The following is a 17,855-nucleotide window of genomic DNA, read 5'->3' as shown; positions in this document are numbered from 1 at the left end:
AGTCTCATCGGCCAGGCGCCGTCCTCGACCGGCACGAACAATTGTGAAGCCAAACGAAACCGACCGAGTGAGGATGTGTGAGCGACACACCGGCAAAGCAGACTGGCAGCGCACCCAACAGTGCCTCCGGTCCAAAGAAGCTCGGATTCTTCGGACGAATCCTGCAGTTCTTCCGCGAAGTGGTGGCAGAGCTCAAGAAGGTCGTCACTCCGACCCGGAAGCAGCTGCTCAACTACACGCTCGTCGTGCTGGGCTTCATCCTGTTCATGATGCTTCTCGTCACGGGCCTCGACCTGGTCTTCGGCAAGCTCGTCGGCTGGGTGTTCGGCGGAACTCCGCTGTGGCCCCTGTGGTGATACGGCCTCAGCCGTGAACCACCCCAAGCTCAAACTTCACTCCCTACCGGGAATCACAAAACGCGAAGCGAGGAATTGATCGGTGTCGGATACCAACTCACCTGAGCAGGAGACCCCTGAGACCCAGGACGTCACTCCCGAGGAGTCGGGTGCCGCTGTGGTGCCCGAAACCGAAGAGGCGGCCAACGAAGCCGAGGCGACCGCCCCCGTCGAGTCCGCTGACGCTGACTCCGCAGAAGCTGCCGACTCCGCTGACGCGGCCGATTCGGCTGACGAAGCCGACGGCGAGCAGGACGATGCTGCCGAAGACGTCGCCGCCGCCGACGAGGTCGACCCGGCTGAAGAATTCAAGGCCGAGCTGCGCATGCAGGAGGGTGACTGGTACGTCATCCACTCCTACGCAGGCTACGAGAACCGCGTGAAGCAGAACCTCGAGAACCGCACCGTCAGCCTCAACCTCGAAGAGTTCATCTTCGAGTCGCAGGTGCCGATGGAAGACGTCGTCGAGATCAAGAACGGACAGCGCAAGCAGGTCCGTCGTGTGCGCATCCCCGGCTACGTGCTCGTGCGCATGGAACTGACCGACGAGTCGTGGGGCGCCGTGCGCCACACTCCGGGTGTCACCGGATTCGTGGGCAACGCATACGACCCGACTCCGCTGTCGATCGACGAGGTCTTCTCGATGCTCGCCCCGATCTTCGAAGAGCGTCAGGCCGAAGCCGCCGCTGCCGAAGGCCCCGCCGCCGAAGCCGCTGCGAAGTCCGCGCCCATCACCGAGGTGGAGTTCGAGGTCGGCGAGTCCGTGCTCGTCAAGGAGGGCTCCTTCGAGGGCCACCCCGCGACGATCCAGGAAATCCGTCCGGAATCGCAGAAGCTCACCGTGCTGCTGTCGATCTTCGAACGCGATGTTCCCGTCGAACTCGGCTTCGACCAGGTCTCGAAGCTCTGATCGCCGCATAGTTTCACTGATCGCCTCGACGCGATCGTGACCGAAGGGGCCCGGAATTCTCCGGGCCCCTTCGGCGTTCCCGCGTTCACTGGCTCGGCCGCCTCGGCGAGGGGATTGTGTCGTTGGGGAAGGGATCGTGTCGATCAAGGCTGAGCGCAGTTGTCGAACCGTCTACGGGGCGATATCCGGGCCCGCGCTTGAACGACGGCGCCGAGGCGGTCGCACCGAGGCGGTCACATCAGCCGGCGACGCTGTCCCGCCTCGGCGAGGGAATGATTGGGTGATGCCCCTCACGAGCATTTGCCCGCAGGCGGGCGCGCATGGAATACTGGTGTGGTTTGATTGCGGCCCTTATCGGAAGGCCGCTGTCGAACGATGTGCTGTATATGTCTGGCACATCGAAACCTCAAGATTAAGGACCGTACATGCCTCCCAAGAAAAAGGTAGCCGGCCTCGTCAAGCTCCAGATTCAGGCAGGTGCCGCTAACCCGGCTCCTCCGATCGGTCCGGCGCTTGCCCAGCACGGCGTCAACATCATGGAATTCTGCAAGGCCTACAACGCCGCCACAGAATCCCAGCGCGGAAACATCGTTCCCGTCGAGATCACCGTGTACGAAGATCGTTCGTTCGACTTCGTGCTCAAGACCCCGCCGGCAGCCGAGCTGATCAAGAAGGCCGCCGGAGTGAAGTCGGGTTCGGCTACTCCGCACACCGTCAAGGTCGCTCACCTGAGCGCCGACCAGGTGCGCGAGATCGCCACCACGAAGATGCCCGACCTGAACGCCAACACCCTGGATCAGGCCGACCGCATCGTCGCCGGAACCGCGCGTTCCATGGGCATCACCACCGACATCGAGGTCTGAGACCTCACCCCACACAGTGGCAGGGCCCACGCAGCCCACACCACGACTGCAAGGAGTAAAGCAGATGGCAAAGCGTTCGAAGGCCTATCAGGCCGCGGCTGAGAAGATCGCCGCAGATGTGAACTACGAACCGGCTCAGGCGATCGCCCTGGCCAAAGAGACCAACGTGGCGAAGTACGACGCCACGGTCGAGGTCGCTCTCCGCCTGGGTGTTGACCCCCGCAAGGCGGATCAGATGGTGCGCGGCACCGTCAACCTTCCGCATGGTACCGGTAAGACCGCTCGGGTCCTGGTGTTCGCTGCCGGCGACCGTGCAGAAGCTGCCCGTGAAGCAGGTGCTGACTACGTCGGCTCCGATGACCTGCTGGAGAAGGTGGCCGGAGGGTTCACCGACTTCGATGCCGCTGTTGCGACCCCCGACATGATGGGCAAGGTCGGTCGTCTCGGTAAGGTGCTGGGTCCCCGTGGCCTGATGCCGAACCCGAAGACCGGCACCGTGACCATGGATGTCGCCAAGGCCGTCAACGACATCAAGGGCGGAAAGATCGAATTCCGCGTCGACAAGCACTCGAACCTGCACTTCATCATCGGAAAGGTCTCCTTCTCCGAGGAAGCTCTGCAGGAGAACTTCGATGCTGCGATCGAAGAGATCCTGCGTCTGAAGCCGTCCTCCTCGAAGGGCCGCTACATCAGCAAGGCCACGATCACGACCTCGAACGGCCCAGCCGTTCCGGTCGACCACTCGGGTCTGCGCATCTGATCTGATCGATGCACCGGCAGAGGGCGGGAAGCGATTCGTTCGCTTCCCGCCCTCTCTCTTTCCCAATTACTACCTGACGGCGGCCCAGCAACCTCGCGCGAGGTTGCTGGGCCGCCGTCAGGTAGTTCGGGGAGTGGACGGGCTCTTGTCCGCGGGCGGGTTCGCGATTAGATTATGAGCAGTTGAGGCTCTCTTCCGACACCCGCCGATGGAGGTGGACCGTCCGCCATGGATTCGACGCTGCTGCTCGAAGACACCTATCAGCGTGCCGTTCGCCGCGCACATGAGCGTCTGGCCGGGCCATCGGATCCTCTCCTCCCTGCACCATCGTCGGAGCCTGGTGTGCGCGCCTCGGTGTTGGAATCCTGGGACCGGTCTCTTGCCCGGTTGCGCGACCCCGACAGCGTGGAGGTCCAAGTCCCGTTCGAAGCCGATCGCCTCGCCGAGGTGCGCCGGCGCCATCCTTTCCACGCGATCATGCCGCTGCTGCGATCCCACCTCATCGAACCCGCCAAGGATGCCGGTCTGCTCGCCGCCCTCGGCGACGAACAGGGGCGATTGCTCTGGGTCGAGGGGGAGCGAGGCGTCCGGAACCGCGCCGAAGCCATGGGATTCGTCTCCGGCTCGGACTGGTCCGAAGAGGTCATGGGCACTTCCGCCCCGGCGCTGGCCCTGCGCTCGGGCCGTCCGGTGCAGGTCAGCCGCGCCGAGCATTTCGCCCCCGACGTCCATTCCTGGAGCTGCAGCGCGGTCCCCGTCACCCACCCTCTGACCGGGCAGGTCATCGGCATCATCGATGTCACTGGGGGAGACGACGCCGTGTCCTCCATCGTGCTGCCGCTGCTGTCCTCGACAGCCAAAGCCGCAGGTGCCCAGCTGTCCCAGCTCTTCACCCCGCAGCAGATGCACACCGACACCGAGGCGGCCGGAACCAGACTCACCGTGCTCGGTCCCAGCCCCGCCCTGGAAGGCCCGAACGGCACCCGGATCCCGCTGACCCGCAGGCACGCCGAGATCCTGCTTCTGCTGCACCGGTATCCCGACGGCATCAGCGGAGCCGGGCTGGTGGAGCGGCTGTGGACGGTCGGCGGCAGCGAAGTCACGGTCCGGGCGGAGATCAATCGTCTTCGCAGAACGATCGACAGCCTCGGCGATCTGCGCATCGACGCGCGCCCCTATCGACTTCGCGGGGACGTCGATTCGGATCTTGAGCGAACCGTTCAGGCGCTGGCCAACGGTGACGCGGATTCGGCCCTCGAACAGTTCATCGGAACCGTCCTGCCGGACTCCGATGCTCCGGGAGTGCGGGAGATCGGAGCGGAAGTCAACGCACTCATGCGCGAGACCCTGCTGCAGGACGGAACCTGGCAGCAGTTGTGGCGGTTTGCAGATCTCCCGGACTTCCGTGACGACGTCGAAGTCCTCATGACCGTGCTGCGTCTGGCCCCGCCCGAGGCTGCCGAACGCAACGCCGCGGTCGTGCGTCTGGAGGCGCTGGGTCTCTGAACTCGGCGAACCCATCGCGGTTCGGCGTGCGGGACGGTTCGACCGCCTCGGCGATATGATGCAACCCACATGCAACGTTGCGCTCGGTAGCGTCGTGGTCACACGGAGACAATCCGGTGGAATCAGACGCATCAAAGGAGTTGCAATGACTGTCTACGCACAGCCTGGTCAGGACGGGTCGCTCGTCACGTTCAAGTCCCGCTACGAGAACTTCATCGGCGGTCAGTGGGTGCCGCCGGTCAAGGGCAACTATTTCGAGAATCCCAGTCCGGTCACCGGCAAGACCTTCACGGAGGTCCCGGCCAGCACCGCCGAGGATATCGAACTCGCTCTCGACGCCGCGCACAAGGCGGCTCCGGCATGGGGCAAGACGGCGGTGGCCGAACGGGCCAACATCCTCAATCGGATCGCCGATCGCATCGAGGAGAACCTCGAGACGCTCGCCGTCGCCGAGACCTGGGACAACGGCAAGGCGATCCGCGAAACCCTCAACGCCGACCTGCCGCTGGCAGTCGACCACTTCCGCTACTTCGCCGGAGCGATCAGGGCGCAGGAGGGCGGACTCTCGCAGATCGACGAGGACACGGTGGCGTATCACTTCCACGAGCCGCTCGGCGTGGTCGGTCAGATCATTCCCTGGAACTTCCCGATCCTCATGGGCGTGTGGAAGATCGCTCCGGCGCTGGCCGCGGGCAATGCGATCGTGCTCAAGCCCGCCGAGCAGACTCCGGCGTCGATCCTCGTCCTCGTCGAACTCATCGCCGACCTGCTGCCCGAGGGCGTGCTCAACGTCGTCAACGGCTTCGGTCTCGAAGCCGGCAAGCCGCTGGCGTCGAACAAGCGGATCTCGAAGATCGCGTTCACCGGGGAGACGACGACCGGTCGCCTGATCATGCAGTACGCCTCGCAGAACATCATCCCGGTCACCCTCGAACTCGGCGGAAAGTCGCCGAACATCTTCTTCGAGGATGTTTTGGCCAAGGACGACTCGTACGCGGACAAGGCCCAGGAGGGCTTCACGATGTTCGCCCTCAACCAGGGTGAGGTCTGCACCTGCCCGTCGCGTGCGCTCATCCAGGAATCGATCGCCGATCCCTTCCTCGAGAAGGTCGTGGCCAGGACGAAGAAGATCGTCCAGGGCAACCCGCTCGACACGGACACGATGATGGGCGCCCAGGCCTCGAACGACCAGTTCGAGAAGATCATGTCCTACCTCGACATCGGCCGCCAGGAAGGCGCCGAGGTGCTCACCGGCGGCGCCAAGGCCGAGCTTGACGGAGATCTGGCCGGCGGATTCTACGTGCAGCCGACGATCTTCAAAGGCACGAACAAGATGCGCATCTTCCAGGAGGAGATCTTCGGGCCCGTCGTCTCGGTCGCGACGTTCTCCGACTACGCCGACGCGTTGGCCACGGCCAACGACACGCTCTACGGCCTCGGAGCCGGAGTCTGGTCCCGTGACGGCAACACTGCCTACCGGGCCGGTCGTGAGATCCAAGCCGGGCGTGTGTGGGTGAACAACTACCACGCCTACCCGGCCCATGCGGCCTTCGGTGGGTACAAGGCTTCGGGCATCGGACGCGAGAACCACAAGATGATGCTCGACCACTACCAGCAGACGAAGAACCTGCTGGTCAGCTACTCGGAGAACGCCCAAGGCTTCTTCTGACCCCAATTGCTACCCGATGGCGGCGCAGCAACCTCGCGCCAGGTAGCTGCGCCGCCGTCGGGTAGTTCTTCCACCTCAAGTTCAAACCCCGCATCGCTTCGTGAACCATCATCACAAAGGAGAGAATGATGTCCGCAATGAAAGCTGCAGTAGTCGAGGGTTTCGGCCAGGAACTCGTCGTCGGGGACAATGCGATTCCCGACCCCGGCCCGGGCCAGGCCTTGGTCAAGCTCGTCGCCTCCGGCGTCTGTCACACCGATCTCCACGCCGCCCATGGTGATTGGCCGGTCAAACCGAAGGTGCCGCTCATCCCGGGACACGAAGGAGTCGGCATCGTCGAAAAGGTCGGCGAGGGCGTCACCGATGTCGAGGTCGGACAGATGGTCGGCAACGCTTGGCTGTGGACCGCGTGCGGAACCTGTGAGCACTGCCGTCAGGGCTGGGAGACCCTCTGCGAATCCCAGGTCAACGGCGGCTACGGCGTCGACGGCTCCTTCGGCGAGTACATGCTCGTCGACACGAAGTTCGCCGCCATCATCCCCGACGGTGCCGATCCCTATGAGATCGCCCCGGTCCTCTGCGCCGGCGTCACTGTGTACAAGGGACTCAAACGCACCGAGGTTCAGCCGGGCCAATGGGTCGTCATCTCCGGAATCGGCGGACTCGGACACATCGCCGTCCAGTACGCCGTCGCTATGGGCATGCGCGTCGTCGCCGTCGATGTCGCCGACGACAAGCTGGCGCTGGCGAAGAAGCACGGTGCCGAAATCACTGTCAACGCCTTCGCCGAGGATCCGGCCGAGATCATCCAGGACAAGATCGGCGGCTCACACGGAGTCCTCGTCACCGCCGTCCACCCCGCGGCGTTCGGTCAGGCGATCGGAATGACTCGCCGAGGCGGCACCATCGTCTTCAACGGACTGCCGCCCGGTGACTTCCCGGCACCGATCTTCGACATCGTGCTCAAGGGCCTGACGATCCGCGGTTCGATCGTCGGCACCCGACAGGACATGGTCGAGGCGTTGGAATTCTATGCCGCCGGAAAGATCCATCCGACGTTCACGAAGCGACCGCTCGAGGACATCAACGCGATCTTCGACGAGATGGAACACGGCAAGATCGACGGCCGCGTCGTCATCGAATACTGACGAACCTGTCCACCCGCGCCCCAGAACTACCTGACGGCGGCGCAGCAACCTCGCGCCAGGTTGCTGCGCCGCCGTCAGGTAGTGTGGGAGGGGTCTCGGTGGTCGGATTGGACTTGCCGGGACGGACTTCGTTAGACTTGAACCACCCAAGACCGTCGGTCTCTGTGGAATCATCGGAATTCGCCATCGAATCCCGGTGCCCGCAGACGAAGACTCCTAGTGAGTGACCCGCGCAGGTGAGCCGAAATCCTTCCGTCGGATTCTTCTGGAATCGACGGCCAAGCGTTTCACGCCTTCCTGCGTGGAGCGCTTTTTCTGTTGTCGGGACAGACCGGACGACTTATGAAAGGAACACCATGGCGAGGCCAGACAAGGCAGCCGCAGTCGAGGAGATCAAACAGCAGTTTGAGAACTCCGACGCTGTGTTGCTGACCGAGTACCGCGGTCTCACCGTCGCGCAGATGAAAGAACTGCGCGTCTCTCTCGGTGAGAACGTCAGCTACGCCGTGGTAAAGAACACGCTGACCAAGATTGCAGCCAAGGAAGCCGGAGTCACCGGTCTCGATGAGCACCTCAATGGGCCCACCGCGATCGCGTTCGTCAACGGCGAACCACCTGAGGCTGCCAAGGCTCTGCGTAACTTTGCCAAGGCGAACGACAAGCTCGTGGTGAAGGGCGGCTACTTCGATGGAGCCGCGCTCAGCCCCGAACAGGTCAACCAGCTCGCCGACCTCGAATCCCGCGAAGTGCTGCTTGCAAAGGCAGCCGGTGCCATGAAGGCAAGCCTCCACCAGGCGGCTTACCTCTTCACCGCTCCGCTGGTCAAGGCCGTGCGCACTGTCGATGCCCTCCGCGAGAAGCAGGACGACGCTCCTGCCTCCGACGCCTGAGCATCACCACAAACCGAACCGGTCGCTGATCGTGACCAAAACAGGAAGGACTAGCCACCATGGCTAAGCTCACCACCGACGAGCTCCTCGAGGCTTTCAAGGAGCTCACCCTCATCGAACTGTCCGAGTTCGTCAAGAAGTTCGAAGAAGAGTTCGACGTCGAGGCTGCCGCTCCGGCCGCCGTCGCCGCTGCTCCTGCCGCTGGCGGAGCCGGCGAAGCCGCTGCTGAAGAGCAGACCGAATTCGACGTCATCCTCGAATCGGCCGGCGAGAAGAAGGTTCCCGTCATCAAGGAAGTCCGTGGACTCACCTCCCTCGGACTCAAGGAAGCCAAGGACCTCGTCGACGGAGCTCCCAAGGCCGTCCTCGAAGGCGCTTCGAAGGAAGACGCCGAGAAGGCCAAGGAGACCCTCGAGGCTGCCGGCGCCACCGTCACCCTCAAGTGATCTTCTGCGCAGCAGCCTGACTGCTGCATAGGCTTCGAACCCCCACGGTCCGCCGTGGGGGTTCTCTGCATCCCCACCGGGAATGCCCACTCCACCCGGAATGCCCTAGGAATGCCCTCATTCGCCGAGGATGTTCGCCCGTCCCATGTCGATGTGACCGATTCGGAACACCGATCGACAGGGGCCGGGCAGAAGCTGAACTATTCTTGACTGGTGACTGAGACGACGAGCTACGCCCGCGCACAGCAGCAGCTGCGCGAACGCATCCGCGGAACTTGGGCGCAGCATCCCCTCTACATCGACGAGATCATCAGGCCCGGACTGACCGAGAATCAGATCAAGGCCATTCGGCAAGCCTCACAGCAGACCGAGGACACCGGCCTCACCCACTACCTCGCGATCGTCCCCGGACTCCTGACCATGGGCTACGGCGATTGGGCGAAGTTCACCTCCGACTTCGCCTTCGACATGCATCAGGAATCGGGGGAGAAGCAGACCCTCGTCCTCTTCAGTGAAGGCGAGACCTCCGCGCGCTCGTTCGCCTACCTCGTCACCGACAACGGACCCGTCGTCCCCACAGGTGCCCCGGAACTCATGAAGTCCAGCAGCGACGACTTCATCTCTGTCGAACTCGCCGTGCCCTACTATCTGCAGGTCCTCGTCGCCGCCGCCAAGGGCACCGAACCTCCCCAGGCACCGGATTTCGACACCCGCGACATCGGTGACCGCGATGAGGACTACATCGAACGCTTCGGCCTCGACAACTCCGACCCAGACACGCTCGTCTTCGGCGCCACGGCGGTCGCAGCCCTCGGTGCGACCCTGTGGCTGCTGCATCGCCGTCATCGCTATTCCTGGCGGTCTGAGCTGACCACGAAACCCGAACTGGTCACGTCGCACAAGCTGAAGAAGGCCGTCACCGAGGCGGTCGCCCCGATCCCCGAACCCGACCATCCCGATGACGACACGTGGGCCCTGCATGACCGAGGCAGACGAATCCAGGATGCGCTGGCGGCTCTGACCGCGGCCCACCCGGATTGGGCAGAATCGGTCGACTTCGCCCACCGCAACGGCGTGTTCGTCCTCGTCGCCCTCGACCGTTGGCTGCGCCGACAGCTGCGCAGGCGCTCCAGCCGAGTCGAAGACGAACCGCGCTTCTGCTTCCTCTTCCCGCATCATCGCAAGGACATTGAGGACCATGTGCTCAAACAGTCGGGCCGCAGTCTCACCGTAGGGCTGTGCGCCGACTGTCGTCAGGAGCTGGCGACCGGCCACGACCCGGAACGACTGATGGTGCCCAAACGTCCCGGCTCCACCCGTGCGGTCCCCACTTCCAACGCGATGACGCCTACGCACTCTCTGGTTTCGGCAGCTTCCAACCTCTCGACGAGGCGGTGCTGGATGAAATGAGCCCTCAGCGCTCCGCCGCTGTCGGAAGGAGCCGATGATGGCCGCCAGAAGCGTGCGTTCGAAGACCCCACTCGACTGGCTCATCGCCGTCGTCGCGGTCGCTGCAGTGTCGATCGGCGCCACTCTGCTGAGCACACATCTGTTCGATCAGGCGAAGGCCGAGAGGATCACCGCAGCCGACAGTGACGCGATCGTCGTCGACTCGATCTACGACGACCGCATCGAAGGCGCCCATGATCCGAACTACGGAAGAGACCGCTACCAGGCGATCGCGACGTCCTTCGCAGCAGATCCCGTCTACTTCGACGGCTACCCGGAGTTCGAGATCGACGAGGGCGATGTCGACTCCATCCGCGCGGAGATCGCCGAGGCCGACAGCCCGATCTATGTGGCGTTCCTCAACGTCTCGGATCTTGACGACGCCGATGGAGACCTCGATCTGTTGGCGGCTCGGATCGTCACCGAGATGGATGACCCCGAGGCTGCAGTGCTCACGGTCGATGCCACCGGGCGCATGGGACTGGCGGAGAAGGGCCTCATCCGACCTTCGCTGCTGACTCTGTCGGGGGACTTCGACGACAGCGACTCCGATGCCGCGCTCGCGGGAGTGCGTAAGATCAGTGCTGCCGAGACCGAGAACGTCGAATCGCGCTACTCGCACCGTCATGATGACGACGGGAACCCGGAGGTGACCTCCGAGGACACGACGAAGGACCCGCACACGCTGTCGTACAGCACCGGCGGCGCTGTGGCCGGAGCCGTCTTCGGCATCCTCGTCGGCGCGGGAATCGGCGTCGGAACATACTTCATCCGCCGCGCACTGAAGAAACGGACAGCGAAGCAGTGACCCAACAGGCCCAGACGATCGCCGAGGCGCTCAACACCGATCCCGTCTACGTGACGAATGCCGCGAAGGGGGAGATCAACGAAACGCTGCTGCAGAAGGCGGAGACGAAGATCGACAGCCTCGACTTCGATGTCTACGTCATCATCACCGGAGGCGAGGGTGCCGATAGGGATCTGCTCGAGCAGGTCAAGGTCTTCAACGGCGATGAGGGTGCGTTCATCATGATCGATACGAACACCGACCTCGCCGTCGACTACACCTTCGAGGACCAGCACGATCTGCAGATGCAGGTGATGGAGCAGATGTCCGTCGGGCGCGAACAATGGAGCCACAGCACTCCGTCGCAGACGAAGCTGAACATGCTCCTCGACCTCTACGCCGATCCGCAGGAGGCACCCGAGTACGAAACCGGACAGGAGGCCTCGGGCAGCGAGGTGCAGACGGTCGACGGTTCGAACTCGACAGCCACTCTGTTCCTCGGGGGAGCGGTTCTGGTGCTGGCGCTGGTCATCGCCGTCATCTGGTTCGCCAGGTCACGGCGAGAGCGGGCGAAAGCCGCCCGCACCCGCCGCCGCTTCGAATTGCCGGCACGACTGCTCGACCGAGTCGATGACCTGCAGCGGAAGACCCTGCGAGAAGGACTGAACGAGGACACGACAGAGCTGGCCGACGAGATCACGCAGCTGCAGACCCAGGACCTCAGCACCACAGATGCCGAGGGAGTGGAAAGAGCGCTCGACGCCTACCAGATGGCCAGATCCATCGTCGACGACACCGAGGCCGAACGCATCGACCTCGCCGGGGCCATGGTGCTGCTGCGTCAGGCCGGACGCGAGATCGCCGAGGTGAAGCTGCACAGATCGACCAAGCGCGGGGCGAGGACCGGAAAATCCGATTCTGCCCGTTCTGCTGGCTCGACGAAGTCAGCAAAGACGCGGGGACTCCCGCAGAGTCTGTGCACGGTCAACCCTCTCCACGGAGAGGCGCGATCGAATCAGCTGGTGAGCACCGAGCGCAAGGGACACTTGGCGGGAAAGAGCGTTCGCGTCCCCGTCTGCAGCAGCTGCCTGTCCGATCTGCACTCCGGCCGCGAACTGCAGTGGATCTTCGACGGCGACCGACCCTACGTCGAGGGCCGCAGCGTTTGGGCACAGACGCTGTTCGGAGCGATCGGCGGCGATCTCGTCACCGCCCTGCACCGGCACGGCTCCTAGGGAACCGGCCGGCTGAGTCCACTCAGTCAGTGCACGTCCGACCGTTGCTCAAGCGGGTCCGGAATCAGACCAGGCGGTGCTCCCGGGGAATCGTCCGATCATGGTCACCCGGCATGGAGCGGGCGGGCAGAGCCACCTCGGCGTCTCCCTGATCGACCCTCATCCCCTCGATATCGGCGAGCTGACGGGAAACGAAATCACGGTCGACCGGGGTCCCGTGACCGGGAACGAAGGTCCTCGCCTCAGGAAACGCCAGCAGGGTGTGCAGGCTCGATGCCCATTCGCTCAAGGAAGCATCGGCCCCGGCCTGAGGTGCATCCGCCTCTTCGACGAGGTCGCCGGTGAAGACGATGCCGAGCTCGGGCAGTCGGACGACGAGGTCGGCCGTCGAATGTCCTCCGAGCACATGGAACTCGACCGGACAGCCACCGAGGTCGAGGTGCCACACATCACCGGGTGTCGGATCGACGGGCGAGACGTCGACGATGAGCTCACCGGGATCCGTGGGTAGGCTCGACCGATATTCAGCCGGGAAGTCACCGACCGCGACTCCGTCGAGAGCGATCCAGGCCGTGGCCTCTTGATCGGCGGCGAACGATGACGATGCGTACACGGCGGTGACCCCGGCTGAGACGGCTGCGGCGGCGCCGAAGAAGTGATCCCAATGATCATGGGTGATCGCGAGCTCGATCGCGCGGGGATGGCTGCCTCCGATCTCCTCGCCGAGGCGGCCCGCCCGCTCCACCAGATGTGCGGCGGCCGCGGGGCCGGGGCCCGCGTCGACGAGCAGAGAGCGATCGGTGCCGACGATGATTCCGCAGTTGACTGCGGTCGGATCGAAGCTGAGGATACTCACTCGTGTCATGGTCGCAGTCTAGAATGTCTCCCACCGGCTGTCAGCGCGACGATGCGCGAAAGAGACATTGCAATGCGAGGCGGCCATCAGCGACGACAGAGGCCACAGATGGAGATCACTCGGATCAGGTCCGGACACGGCAACCCGGCGGCAATCGAGGCATTGATACCCGAGCTGCTGGCTTTCGACACTGTCATCAATCGAGCATCCGGGCTGGGGGAGGACTTCGACCCGATTCCCGAAGACCTGCGGCACTCGCTGACCAGCAGGAGCGAGTACCGGGCCACGCTCACCTGGATCGGTCGCAACCACGGAGACATCGTCGCCAGGGGCACTGCCGACTTGCGTCTGACGAGCAACACCGACACCGCAGAGCTCTGGTGCGCGGTCCGACCCGATCTGCGCCGACGAGGACTGGGCGCGGCCCTGCTCGAGCAGATGGAGTCCGATCTGGCGGCAGACGGACGGACCGCGCTGTCGACCTATTGTGAGATCCCGGAGTCTGTCAGAACTGCCGATCTGCGCGGGACCCATCTTGCCGCCGATACCGGTGCCGGGACGCTGCCGGTCGCTCTGCCGGAAGTGTCGTTCCTCAGCGCTCGCGGATACGGGCTCGCTCAGATCGAACGGTGCTCCGTCGCTCCGACCGCAACTGCGGCCGAGCTCGACCTCGGTGCCAAGGCCGACGACTACGTCATCGAGACGTGGTTGGGGCCCGTCCCGGAACAGCGGCTCGAGCACATCGCACTGTGCAAGCGCCGGCTGAGCACCGACGTGCCGGGAGCAGCGAAATTCGGGGGAGAGGAGACCTGGGACGGTGAGCGGGTGAGGGCCCTCGACGCAGAGAAGGAAGCAAAAGGCGAAACCATGGCCACGGCGCTCGCCCTCCTCGACGGGGAGCCGGCGGGATACACGCAGGTCGGACACTCGGCCGATCGGCCGACCGTCGGGTGGCAGGGCGGAACTCTGGTGCTGAGCGAGCATCGTGGCCACCGCCTCGGTGCCAGGCTCAAGATCGCCAATCATCGCAGTCTCGCCGAGAACACGGCGGTCGACCGGGTGTACACGTGGAACGCCGTGGAGAATTCGTGGATGCTGGCGATCAACGATCAGGCGGGATTCGCCACGTGGGCCTGGGTGGGGATGTGGACGAAGAATCTGCACTGAAACCGTCGTCTTGCCAGACTTGACCAGATGCTATAAGCTTGATATTTGCATCGTTCTGCCTGTGGTGTGCCTTCATATAGCGGTGGGCACAGCATTTCCACTCAAGTGAACCATGCCGACGCCGGGAGTCGAAATCTGACACACCCCGTATATGTCGTGGATGTCCGGACGTCGCCGGAGCGAGTGGGCAGACGAAGTATCAGATGGTGAAGCACTCGGAAGGAACCAATTGGCCGCCGCCAACGACAACACCAGGACCGCTAATCCCCCCAAGAGAATTTCCTTCGCGAAGATTCGCGAGCCCCTCGAGGTTCCCGATCTGCTCGGTCTGCAGACGGACAGCTTCGACTGGCTGATCGGATCGGAGGCGTGGCAGGACCGCGTCGCCGAGGCCATCGAGATCGGGGACGACTCAGTCGCAACCACCTCGGGACTCGAAGACATCTTCGAAGAGATCTCGCCGATCGAAGACTTCGGCGGATCCATGTCGCTGTCGTTCCGCGAGCACCGGTTCGAAGCTCCCAAGTACTCGATCGATGAGTGCAAGGAACGCGATATGACCTACTCGGCGCCGCTGTACGTCACCGCCGAGTTCATGAACAACAACACGGGCGAGATCAAGAGCCAGACCGTGTTCATGGGTGACTTCCCCCTCATGACCGACAAGGGCACGTTCATCGTCAACGGCACCGAGCGCGTCGTCGTCTCCCAGCTCGTGCGTTCGCCCGGCGCCTACTTCGAATCCAGCGTCGACAAGACCACGGACAAGGACATCTTCACCGCGAAGATCATCCCGTCCCGCGGTGCCTGGCTGGAGTTCGAGGTCGACAAGCGCGACCAGGTCGGTGTTCGTCTCGATCGCAAGCGCAAGCAGTCCGTGACTGTTCTGCTCAAGGCCCTCGGCTGGTCCGAAGCGAAGATCCTCGAAGAGTTCGGCGAGTTCGAATCGATCCGCGAGACGATGGCCAAGGACACCGTCACCACGCAGGACGAAGCGCTGCTCGACATCTACAAGAAGCTGCGCCCGGCAGAGCCTGCGACCGCTGAGGCCGCTCGCAACCTGCTCAACAACCTGTACTTCAACCCGAAGCGCTACGACCTGGCCAAGGTCGGCCGCTACAAGGTCAACCGCAAGCTCGGCGTCGAAGCCCCGCTGTCGGACTCGGTGCTCTCCACCGAGGACGTCGTCGCCACCATCCGCTACCTCGTGTCTCTGCACGCCGGAGTGGACACGGCCAAGGGCACCCGCGACGGTGAAGAGGTCGAGATCAGCGTCAAGCTCGACGACATCGATCACTTCGGCAACCGCCGCATCCGTGCCGTCGGTGAGCTCATCGAGAACCAGATCCGCACCGGTCTGTCCCGGATGGAGCGCGTCGTGCGTGAGCGCATGACCACTCAGGACGTCGAGGCGATCACCCCGCAGACCCTGATCAACATCCGCCCCGTGGTGGCTGCGATCAAGGAGTTCTTCGGCACCTCGCAGCTCTCGCAGTTCATGGATCAGAACAACCCGCTCGCGGGTCTGACCCACAAGCGCCGTCTCTCAGCACTGGGACCCGGCGGTCTCTCGCGTGACCGTGCCGCCATGGAAGTCCGTGACGTGCACCCCTCGCACTACGGCCGCATGTGCCCGATCGAGACCCCCGAAGGTCCGAACATCGGTCTGATCGGTTCGCTGGCGTCCTACGCCCGCATCAACCCCTTCGGCTTCATCGAAACGCCTTACCGCAAGGTCGTCGACGGTGTCGTGACAGATGAGACGCAGTACCTGACCGCCGATGACGAACTCGAGTTCAACATCGCCCAGGCCAACGCACCGCTGACCGACGACCAGCGCTTCGCAGAGGTCGAGGTCCTGGCCCGTCCGAAGGGCGGCGGCGGTGAGGCCGAACTGGTCCAGCACGACCAGATCGACTTCATGGACGTCTCCGCACGTCAGATGGTGTCTGTGGCTTCTGCTCTGATTCCGTTCCTCGAGCACGACGACGCCAACCGCGCCCTCATGGGTGCGAATATGCAGCGTCAGGCCGTGCCGCTGGTGATGGCCGAATCCCCGGTCGTGGGCACCGGCATGGAATACCGTGCCGCCGTCGACGCCGGCGATGTCATCACCGCTGAGAAGTCCGGTGTCATCACCGAGGTCTCGGCTGATTACGTCACTGTGCTCGCCGACGACGGAACCCAGCTGACCTACAAGGCGGCGAAGTTCAAGCGTTCGAACCACGGCACCTCGTACAACCAGCGCATCCTCGTCGACGAAGGCGACCGCGTCGAGGCCGGCACCGTCCTCGCCGACGGACCGTCCACTGAGAACGGTGAGATGGCTCTGGGCAAGAACCTCCTCGTGGCGTTCATGTCCTGGGAAGGCTACAACTACGAGGATGCGATCATCCTCTCGCAGCGTCTCGTCCAGGACGATGTGCTCTCCTCGATCCACATCGAAGAGCACGAAGTCGATGCGCGCGACACCAAGCTCGGTGCCGAAGAGATCACTCGGGACATCCCGAACATCTCGCCCGATGCCCTGGCCGACCTCGACGATCGCGGAATCATCCGCATCGGCGCCGAGGTCACCGACGGTGACATCCTCGTCGGCAAGGTCACACCGAAGGGTGAGACCGAGCTGACCCCGGAAGAGCGCCTGCTGCGTGCGATCTTCGGTGAGAAGTCCCGTGAGGTCCGCGACACCTCGCTGCGCGTTCCCCACGGCGAGATCGGCACCGTCATCGGTGTGCGCGTCTTCGACCGCGAGGACGACGACGAGCTCTCGCCCGGCGTCAACCAGATGGTCCGCGTCTACGTGGCTCAGCGCCGCAAGATCACCATCGGTGACAAGATGGCCGGTCGTCACGGAAACAAGGGCGTCATCTCGACGATCCTGCCGGTCGAGGACATGCCGTTCCTCGCCGACGGCACCCCTGTCGACGTCATCCTCAACCCGCACGGTGTTCCCCGTCGTATGAACATCGGACAGGTCTTCGAGGTTCACCTCGGATGGATCTCGAAGCAGGGCTGGAAGATCGAGGGCAACCCCGAATGGGCCGCCGAGCTGCCCGAGGCCGCTCGCGAAGCCGAGGCCGGCACCAACCTGGCCACCCCGGTCTTCGACGGTGCGCACGAGCAGGAGCTGCGCGGACTGCTGGATTCGACGACCCCGAACCGCGATGGGGACCGCCTCATCGATTCCTCGGGCAAGGCCCAGCTGTTCGACGGACGCTCCGGTGAGCCGTTCCCGTACCCGATCTCGGTCGGCTACATGTACATGCTCAAGCTCCACCACCTCGTCGACGACAAGATCCACGCGCGTTCGACCGGACCGTACTCGATGATCACCCAGCAGCCGCTCGGTGGTAAGGCGCAGTTCGGTGGTCAGCGCTTCGGTGAGATGGAAGTCTGGGCCCTCGAGGCCTACGGCGCCGCCTACACCCTGCAGGAGCTTCTGACGATCAAGTCCGATGACATCCCAGGCCGTGTGAAGGTCTACGAAGCCATCGTCAAGGGTGAGAACCTGCCCGACCCGGGAATTCCGGAGTCGTTCAAGGTCCTCATCAAGGAGATGCAGTCCCTGTGCCTCAACGTCGAAGTCCTGTCTTCCGACGGAGGCCATGTCGAGATGGGCGAGTCGGAGGACGAGGTCTACCGCGCCGCCGAAGAGCTCGGCATCGACCTCTCCCGCCGCGAAGCACAGACCGTAGAAGAAGTCTGAGTACTTCCACTTCAACCGACACAACTTTTTGATGAACGATTCGTTCATCGCCAGGAAAGAGGATT

15 protein-coding genes are annotated in these 17,855 nt (G+C 63.8%); 14 read left to right on the top strand and 1 reads right to left on the bottom strand.

Annotation, left to right across the window (positions count from 1 at the left end):
• Positions 1-77: 77 nt before the first annotated feature.
• The 12 genes from secE (at position 78) to HIM68_RS15120 (ending at position 12,058) form a co-directional block, all read left to right on the top strand.
• Positions 78-356, top strand: coding sequence for a preprotein translocase subunit SecE (gene secE, locus HIM68_RS15175; protein ID WP_101547325.1), 279 nt, complete (start codon positions 78-80; stop codon positions 354-356).
• 82 nt (positions 357-438) lie between these two features.
• A complete protein-coding gene (nusG, locus tag HIM68_RS15170; protein WP_172173630.1) occupies positions 439-1,305 on the top strand; it encodes a transcription termination/antitermination protein NusG in 867 nt (288 codons plus the stop codon).
• A gap of 425 nt (positions 1,306-1,730) precedes the next feature.
• Positions 1,731-2,168, top strand: coding sequence for a 50S ribosomal protein L11 (rplK, locus tag HIM68_RS15165; RefSeq protein WP_025776636.1), 438 nt, complete (start codon positions 1,731-1,733; stop codon positions 2,166-2,168).
• 64 nt (positions 2,169-2,232) lie between these two features.
• On the top strand, positions 2,233-2,928 hold the full coding sequence (gene rplA / locus HIM68_RS15160) for a 50S ribosomal protein L1 (protein WP_101555448.1): 696 nt from the start codon (positions 2,233-2,235) through the stop codon (positions 2,926-2,928).
• A 228-nt stretch (positions 2,929-3,156) separates the two neighbouring features.
• Positions 3,157-4,434, top strand: coding sequence for a helix-turn-helix domain-containing protein (locus HIM68_RS15155; protein WP_139907286.1), 1,278 nt, complete (start codon positions 3,157-3,159; stop codon positions 4,432-4,434).
• 145 nt (positions 4,435-4,579) lie between these two features.
• Positions 4,580-6,103 carry an aldehyde dehydrogenase family protein gene (locus HIM68_RS15150; RefSeq protein WP_172173627.1) on the top strand — a complete coding sequence of 508 codons (1,524 nt, stop codon included), beginning with the start codon at positions 4,580-4,582 and terminating at the stop codon, positions 6,101-6,103.
• A gap of 128 nt (positions 6,104-6,231) precedes the next feature.
• Complete coding sequence (adhP, locus tag HIM68_RS15145; RefSeq protein WP_139468571.1) at positions 6,232-7,251, top strand: alcohol dehydrogenase AdhP; 1,020 nt, start codon at positions 6,232-6,234, stop codon at positions 7,249-7,251.
• A gap of 356 nt (positions 7,252-7,607) precedes the next feature.
• Positions 7,608-8,141, top strand: a complete 534-nt coding sequence (rplJ, locus tag HIM68_RS15140; RefSeq protein ID WP_062244493.1) for a 50S ribosomal protein L10 — start codon at positions 7,608-7,610, stop codon at positions 8,139-8,141.
• A 59-nt stretch (positions 8,142-8,200) separates the two neighbouring features.
• On the top strand, positions 8,201-8,587 hold the full coding sequence (gene rplL / locus HIM68_RS15135; protein WP_101546927.1) for a 50S ribosomal protein L7/L12: 387 nt from the start codon (positions 8,201-8,203) through the stop codon (positions 8,585-8,587).
• Positions 8,588-8,800: 213 nt separating this feature from the next.
• Entirely contained in the window at positions 8,801-9,997 is a 1,197-nt protein-coding gene (locus HIM68_RS15130; RefSeq protein ID WP_253903999.1) for a hypothetical protein, read from the top strand.
• 37 nt (positions 9,998-10,034) lie between these two features.
• Positions 10,035-10,844 (top strand): hypothetical protein, encoded by an 810-nt coding sequence (locus tag HIM68_RS15125; RefSeq protein WP_139907291.1) that lies wholly within the window; start codon positions 10,035-10,037, stop codon positions 10,842-10,844.
• On the top strand, positions 10,841-12,058 hold the full coding sequence (locus tag HIM68_RS15120; protein ID WP_139468568.1) for a hypothetical protein: 1,218 nt from the start codon (positions 10,841-10,843) through the stop codon (positions 12,056-12,058). Before HIM68_RS15125 ends, HIM68_RS15120 begins: the two co-directional genes overlap by 4 nt.
• Positions 12,059-12,122: 64 nt before the next feature.
• On the opposite strand, the gene HIM68_RS15115 is transcribed toward HIM68_RS15120, so the two are convergent.
• Complete coding sequence (locus tag HIM68_RS15115; RefSeq protein ID WP_172173624.1) at positions 12,123-12,923, bottom strand: MBL fold metallo-hydrolase; 801 nt, start codon at positions 12,921-12,923, stop codon at positions 12,123-12,125.
• 99 nt (positions 12,924-13,022) lie between these two features.
• On the opposite strand from HIM68_RS15115, the gene HIM68_RS15110 reads away from it, so the two are divergent.
• The gene (locus HIM68_RS15110; protein WP_172173621.1) at positions 13,023-14,081 is read left to right on the top strand and encodes a GNAT family N-acetyltransferase; all 1,059 of its coding nucleotides are present in this window, start codon (positions 13,023-13,025) and stop codon (positions 14,079-14,081) included.
• Positions 14,082-14,310: 229 nt separating this feature from the next.
• Positions 14,311-17,790 (top strand): DNA-directed RNA polymerase subunit beta, encoded by a 3,480-nt coding sequence (gene rpoB, locus HIM68_RS15105; protein ID WP_139907294.1) that lies wholly within the window; start codon positions 14,311-14,313, stop codon positions 17,788-17,790.
• Positions 17,791-17,855 lie beyond the last annotated feature (65 nt).

Source organism: Brevibacterium sp. CT2-23B (assembly GCF_013168765.1).
Classification (GTDB): Bacteria; Actinomycetota; Actinomycetes; order Actinomycetales; family Brevibacteriaceae; genus Brevibacterium; species Brevibacterium sediminis.
Note: the sequence above shows the minus strand (reverse complement) of the source record. Positions and strands in the feature narration are given on the sequence as shown.